We start from the raw sequence: 1,977 nt of genomic DNA on the forward strand, positions 1-1,977 counted from the left end.
GTCCGTGAGGCCGTCGAGGACTGGGAGAAGATGCGCGACGCGGCGCTGCGGATGGCCGAGGAGCTCCCCAAGGAGCCGACCGCCGACGACCTGCGCGACCAGGAGGTCGAGGAGGCCCGTGAGCTGCTGCGCTGGCTCTCCGGTGACCACTTCACCTTCCTCGGCTACCGCGAGTACCAGCTGCGCGACGACGACTCGCTGGCCGCCGTCCCCGGCACCGGGCTCGGCATCCTGCGCTCCGACCCGCAGCACGGCGAGGACAGCCACCCGGTCAGCCCGTCCTTCGAGCGGCTGCCCGCGGACGCCCGGGCCAAGGCCCGCGAGCACAAGCTGCTGATCCTGACCAAGGCCAACAGCCGCGCCACCGTGCACCGGCCGTCGTACCTGGACTACGTCGGGGTCAAGAAGTTCGACGAGAACGGCGAGGTCATCGGGGAGCGCCGCTTCCTGGGCCTGTTCTCCTCGGCCGCGTACACCGAGTCCGTGCGCCGGGTGCCCGTCGTCCGCCGCAAGGTCGACGAGGTCCTGCGCGGTGCCGGGTTCTCGCCCAACAGCCACGACGGACGCGACCTGCTCCAGATCCTGGAGACGTACCCGCGCGACGAGCTGTTCCAGACCCCCGCCGACGAGCTCCGGGCGATCGTCACGTCCGTCCTGTACCTCCAGGAGCGCCGCCGGCTGCGGCTCTACCTGCGCCAGGACGAGTACGGCCGCTACTACTCGGCCCTCGTCTACCTCCCGCGCGACCGCTACACCACCGGTGTGCGCCTGCGGATCATCGACATCCTCAAGGAAGAGCTCAACGGCACCAGCGTCGACTTCACGGCCTGGAACACCGAGTCGATCCTGTCCCGGCTGCACTTCGTGGTCCGGGTCGAGCCGGGCACCGAGCTGCCGCAGTTGTCCGACTCCGACAAGGAGCGCATCGAGGCGCGGCTCGTCGAGGCCGCCCGCTCCTGGGCCGACGGCTTCGCGGAGGCGCTGACCGCCGAGTGCGGCGAGGAGCGCGCCGCCGAACTGCTGCGCCGGTACGGAAACGCCTTCCCCGAGGGCTACAAGGCCGACCACTCCCCGCGTTCCGCCGTCGCCGACCTGGTCCACCTCCAGGCGCTCGGCAAGGAGCCCAGCAAGGACTTCGCGCTCAGCCTGTACGAGCCGGTGGGCGCGGCGCCCGGCGAGCGCCGTTTCAAGATCTACCGCACCGGCGAGCAGGTCTCGCTCTCCGCGGTCCTGCCCGCCCTGAACCGCATGGGCGTCGAGGTCACCGACGAGCGGCCCTACGAACTGCGCTGCTCGGACCGTACGACCGCGTGGATCTACGACTTCGGGCTGCGCCTGCCCAAGTCCCTGAACGGCAACGGCGACTACCTCGGCGACGACGGCCGCGAGCGGTTCCAGGAGGCCTTCGCCGCCACCTGGACCGGGCAGGCCGAGAACGACGGCTTCAACGCCCTCGTGCTGAGCGCCGGCCTCACCTGGCGCCAGTCGATGGTGCTGCGCGCCTACGCGAAGTACCTGCGCCAGGCCGGTTCCACCTTCAGCCAGGACTACATGGAGGACACCCTCCGCAACAACGTCCACACCACCCGGCTGCTCGTCTCGCTGTTCGAGGCGCGGATGTCGCCGGAGCGCCAGCGCGCCGGCGTCGAGCTGACCGACGCGCTCCTCGAGGAGCTGGACGCGGCCCTGGACCAGGTCGCCTCGCTGGACGAGGACCGGATCCTGCGGTCCTTCCTGAACCTGATCAAGGCGACCCTGCGCACGAACTTCTTCCAGAGCTCCGCGGCCGGCACGCCGCACGAGTACGTCTCCATGAAGTTCGACCCGACGGCCATCCCGGACCTCCCGGCGCCGCGCCCGGCGTTCGAGATCTGGGTGTACTCGCCCCGTGTCGAGGGTGTGCACCTGCGCTTCGGCAAGGTCGCGCGCGGTGGTCTGCGCTGGTCCGACCGGCGTGAGGACTTCCGCACGGAGATC

Annotated in this window: 1 protein-coding gene; it reads left to right on the forward strand. The window is 70.6% G+C overall.

What is annotated here, in order from left to right; translation table 11 throughout:
- Positions 1-1,977 (forward strand): NAD-glutamate dehydrogenase domain-containing protein (locus tag ACH4S8_RS45080; RefSeq protein ID WP_398405173.1); only part of this gene is annotated, 1,977 nt, incomplete at both ends.

Origin of the sequence: Streptomyces sp. NPDC021080 (assembly GCF_044333225.1) — a bacterium.
GTDB lineage: Bacteria > Actinomycetota > Actinomycetes > Streptomycetales > Streptomycetaceae > Streptomyces.